The sequence below is a fragment of the Kitasatospora sp. NPDC057518 genome, from assembly GCF_042802075.1.
In the GTDB taxonomy this organism is placed as follows: Bacteria; Actinomycetota; Actinomycetes; order Streptomycetales; family Streptomycetaceae; genus Kitasatospora.
Window position 1 is genome coordinate 1 of the sequence record NZ_JBHVEU010000613.1, and the last position, 4,272, is coordinate 4,272.

Genomic DNA, 4,272 nt, shown 5'->3' on the forward strand with positions numbered 1-4,272 from the left:
GGCCGGGAGCGTGCTGCTCCCGGCCGGCCCTTGGCGTCGTGCGGCGCCGGTCCGTCACCTACGGCGTCGGCGCGCGGTGGTGGCGTCGGCGCACGGTGACGGTGACGGTGTCAGTGCATCGCGACTGCGGAGGAGCCGCTCGGCAGGTCGCTGGCCTTGGCCTTGATCACGAAGACCGCGACGAGCAGGGCGACCGCCGCGAGCGCGGCGCCCACGATGAAGCCGTGCGAAATGCCCTGGGTGAGCACGGTGTTCGCGGCGTCGGTGCCCTGCGGGAACTCGTGGTGCTGCTGGAGGTAGGCCAGCTGCTCAGGCTTCGCGCTCTCCATGAACTTCGGCAGCTGCACAGCGGCCTCCGCCGTGGCGTAGTGCGCGAAGACCGTGGTCAGGATCGACAGGCCGAGTGAACCGCCGATCTGCTGCATCGAGTTGAGCAGGCCGGAGGCGGCGCCGGTCTCCTCGCCCGGGACGCCCGCGACCGCGAGCAGCATCACCGGGACGAAGATCAGACCCATGCCGAAGCCGAACACCACCGTGGGGCCGAGGACCCCGTCCAGGTAGCCGCTGTCCTTGCTCATCTGGGTCAGCCAGGTGAGGCCGACGGTGACCAGCAGTGCGCCGCCCGCCATGAAGGGCTTCGGGCCGTACTTGGCCTGGAGGTTGGAGGCGATCTGCGCGGCGATGATGATCGCGACGCTGATCGGGAGGAAGGAGACGCCGGCCTTCAGCGGGCTGTAGCCGAGCGGACCCTGCACGAACAGCACGACGTAGAAGAAGATGCCGAACATGGCCGCCGCCAGGCAGAGCATCATCACCAGGCCGCCGGTGCGGTTGCGGTTGGCGAACAGGTGCATCGGGGTGATCGGCTGGTCGGTGCGGCTCTCGACCACGAGGAAGGCGGCGAGCAGGATCGCGCCGGCCGCGAAGGAGCCGAGCGTGATGCCGTCCGACCAGCCGTCCGAGGCGGCCCGGATGAACCCGTAGACCAGGCCGACCAGGCCGAGCGTCGAGGTGAGGGCGCCGGGGAGGTCGAAGCGGCCCGGGTGGCGCTCGGACTCGGCGATGTGGCGCGGCGCGGCGATCGCGATCAGGATGGCGATCGGCACGTTGACGAAGAACACCCAGCGCCAGTTCAGGTACTCGGTGAGCAGACCGCCGGCCAGCAGGCCGATCGCGGCGCCGGAACCCGCCACCGCCGAGAACACGCCGAACGCGCGGTTGCGTTCCGGTCCCTCGTCGAAGTTGGTGGCGATCAGGGCGAAGGCGGTCGGGGAACAGATCGCGCCGCCGATGCCCTGGAGCGCGCGGGCGGCCAGCAGCAGGCTGCTGTCCTGCGCGAAACCACCGAGCAGCGAGGCCAGGCCGAACAGCAGGGTGCCGAAGATGAACACCCTTCGGCGGCCGAGGATGTCACCCGCTCGACCGCCGAGCAGCAGCAGCCCGCCGAAGGTCAGGGTGTAGGCGTTGATGACCCACGACAGGTCGGTGGTCGAGAAGCCCAGGGCGTCCCTGATGTGCGGCAGCGCGATGTTCACGATGGTCGCGTCGAGGACCACCATGAGCTGGGTGGCGGCGATGACGGTCAGGGTGATGCCCTTGCCCCGCCCCTGGTTCGTCCGCGGTGGTGGGTTCTTGCTGAGCGTGTCGGAGATAGCCACGAATGTGCCCCCTGCTGGCTATGTGCTCGGTGGTGCGGGGCCGGCGGAGTCGCCGGTCCGGGCATGGCACTGCGCCCTTGCGCAGGCCGAGAAGGAACGGGATCGTTCACTAAGCGGGACGATATCCTGGCCGTGATTGTGAACGCAAGCGTTCCTTAAGGGTGGTGGCGATGGAGCGGTTGGTGCGACGCCTGGTGGCGGACCGGTCCGGTCGGTCGCCGGGTGGTTCGGCGGGGCCGGCGCCCGGAGAGGCGGCTGTTCGGCCCGAGGTCCTCCGGCCTGAGGCCGTGCGGTCCGGGGCTGTCCGGTCCGGGGCCGTTCGACCGGGGGAGGAGGGCGTCGGGATGGCGCCAGGGGGGTCGGGCGCCGGGTCGGGCTCGGTGCCGGGTGGCGAACCGGGCTTCTGTCCGGTGCGGGCCGCCCGCCAGGCGCTGACGCGGCCGGCGCGGCGCCGGGGGAAGGAACTGGAGAACGCGATCTTCGAGGCCGCCCTCGACCAGCTCACCTCTGGCGGATACGCGCGGCTCACCATGGAAGGGGTCGCCGGCGCGGCGCGGACCGGGAAGGCCGCGCTCTACCGGCGCTGGGCGTCCAAGGACGAACTCGTCATCGACGCCCTGGACGCCACTCTTCCACGCCCTTACGACACCCCCGACCTCGGGTCGGCGCGTGACGAACTCCACCGGCTCATCGAGGGGTTCACGCAGGCGATGGCCTCCCGGACGGGCTCCGCGCTCAACGCGCTGATGGGCGAGATCGACCAGGAGCGGGCCGAGGTCTTCAAGGCCTTCATCACCGACCGGGTCATCGAGCCGACCGCGCGGACCATCCTGGAGATCCTGCGTCGCGGTGCCGAGCGCGGCGACGTCCGGCCCGGTGCGGCCACCCCGCTGGTGGCCGACGTCATTCCGGCGGTGCTGCTCTACCAGGTCAAGATCCGCGGGCTGGAGAACATGGGGCCGGGGTTCGCCGGTCGGCTGGTGGACGAGGTGCTGGAGCCGATGATCCGGGCCTGAGGCGGTCGCTGCCGGGCCCGGGGGCTGCCGGACCCGGCGCCTCCCCGGACCCGGCCTCCCGGGAGGCGGATTCGGCGGTCGTGAGCGGGCTTAGGCTGGAGGCTGCCCCCGCTGAACGGATTACGCCATGCCCATCGTCCCCCCGACGCACTCCGTCGAACGCTCGCTCCGCCGGGCCGGCGCCAAGATCGTCGTCGGTCTCGACGAGGTCGGGCGCGGCGCCTGGGCCGGGCCGGTCACCGTGGGCGCGGCCGTCACCGGTCTGCGCAAGGCGCCGGAAGGGCTGACCGACTCCAAGCTGCTCACCGAGCTGCGCCGTCGCGCGCTCGCACCCGTCCTCGCCGACTGGGTCACCGCGTACGCGCTCGGGCAGGCCACCCCGCAGGAGTGCGACGAGCTCGGCATGACGGCGGCGCTGCGGCTGGCCGCCGTCCGCGCGCTGGAGGCGCTGCCGGTCGAACCCGACGCGGTGATCCTGGACGGCAAGCACGACTATCTCGGCGGACCCTGGCGGGTGCGCACGGTGATCAAGGGCGACCAGTCCTGCATCTGCGTCTCCGCCGCCTCGGTGCTCGCCAAGGTCCACCGCGACGGCCTGATGGCCGAACTGGGCGAGGGATGCCCGGACTACGGCTTCGCCGACAACGCCGGCTACCCGTCCCCGGTGCACCGTGCCGCGCTGGAGGAGTTCGGCCCCACCGAGCACCACCGGCTCTCCTGGGCGTACATGGACGGACTGCCGAAGTGGCGCCATCTCAAGCGCGTTCGGGAGGGTGCGGGCGACGGCCAGGGGTCCGCCGACGAACAGTTGACGCTCGGTTTCTGACGGTCCGTCTGGAATTGCCCCGGGAGGGGGCGGCAGGAGGCCGGCGCCCAAGGGGTGGGGTGCCCGTGCGCGTCCGACCGGCATTTGATAGATATCCGGGTATGCCTGTCTTCCCCGAGGAGCCGGAGATTCACGAGAGCCTCCCGGGCCCCGGCGTTCCCTTCCTCCGCGAGTCGGACGCACAAGCCCCCGCCACCGCACCCACCACCGTCGTCGCCCCGGCTCCGGTGCCCGGACCCCGTCCGGCGCCCCCGCGCCCGGCCCCGCCGCGCGCCGCCCGTCCGGGCCCGCCGCAACTGATCCCCAAGCCCGGGCCGGCACCGCGCCGCCCGGCCCCCGCCGAACCGCGGGTGGAGGTCCAGCGGATCGCCGCCACCCCGGCACAGGCGGTGGAGCGCGCCGACGACGCGGTCGACCTGTTGCTGGAGTCCGGCCGCAACCCGGGCGACATCCTGGTGCTGACGGTCGGCGAAGCGCACCCCTGGCAGCAGCACGAGCTGTCCTTCGGTGAGGAGCGCTACTGGGCGCAGCTCGCCGAGGGCGGCGACGTGTTCTACGCGGACGCCGCGCTGACCCGTCCGGTCCGTCGCGAGGTGGTCGTCCTGGTGGTCAACGGCGGACCGTCCGCCCGGGCCGCCGAGGCGTACGCCAGGGCGCTCGACCACGCGACCGCGCTGCTGGTGGTCTGCGGCGACGCCGGCCCGGCCGCGAAGGGCGCGGCCGGATCCATGACTGTCAGCCAGGGCAAGGCCTGAACTCTTCAGTTGCATTC

General features: G+C 72.2%; 4 protein-coding genes. 3 read left to right on the forward strand and 1 reads right to left on the reverse strand.

Annotated features, from left to right (window positions below; translation table 11 throughout):
* Nucleotides 1-110: 110 nt before the first annotated feature.
* Nucleotides 111-1,658, reverse strand: coding sequence for an MFS transporter (locus ACFU7Z_RS37110; protein WP_049653101.1), 1,548 nt, complete (start codon nucleotides 1,656-1,658; stop codon nucleotides 111-113).
* Nucleotides 1,659-2,002: 344 nt separating this feature from the next.
* Between ACFU7Z_RS37110 and ACFU7Z_RS37115 the strand changes: the two genes are divergently transcribed.
* From ACFU7Z_RS37115 to ACFU7Z_RS37125, 3 genes are all read left to right on the forward strand, one after another.
* On the forward strand, nucleotides 2,003-2,674 hold the full coding sequence (locus ACFU7Z_RS37115; RefSeq protein WP_380782488.1) for a TetR/AcrR family transcriptional regulator: 672 nt from the start codon (nucleotides 2,003-2,005) through the stop codon (nucleotides 2,672-2,674).
* Between the two features lie 127 nt (nucleotides 2,675-2,801).
* Nucleotides 2,802-3,500, forward strand: coding sequence for a ribonuclease HII (locus tag ACFU7Z_RS37120; RefSeq protein ID WP_049653099.1), 699 nt, complete (start codon nucleotides 2,802-2,804; stop codon nucleotides 3,498-3,500).
* A gap of 101 nt (nucleotides 3,501-3,601) precedes the next feature.
* Nucleotides 3,602-4,255, forward strand: a complete 654-nt coding sequence (locus ACFU7Z_RS37125; RefSeq protein ID WP_380782490.1) for a hypothetical protein — start codon at nucleotides 3,602-3,604, stop codon at nucleotides 4,253-4,255.
* Nucleotides 4,256-4,272 lie beyond the last annotated feature (17 nt).

Bases quoted from the DNA above. Each gene is read 5' to 3' on its own strand.
- ACFU7Z_RS37125 (WP_380782490.1), top strand. From the start codon at position 3,602: ATGCCTGTCTTCCCCGAGGAGCCGGAGATTCACGAGAGCCTCCCGGGC.
- ACFU7Z_RS37115 (WP_380782488.1), top strand. From the start codon at position 2,003: ATGGCGCCAGGGGGGTCGGGCGCCGGGTCGGGCTCGGTGCCGGGTGGC.
- ACFU7Z_RS37120 (WP_049653099.1), top strand. From the start codon at position 2,802: ATGCCCATCGTCCCCCCGACGCACTCCGTCGAACGCTCGCTCCGCCGG.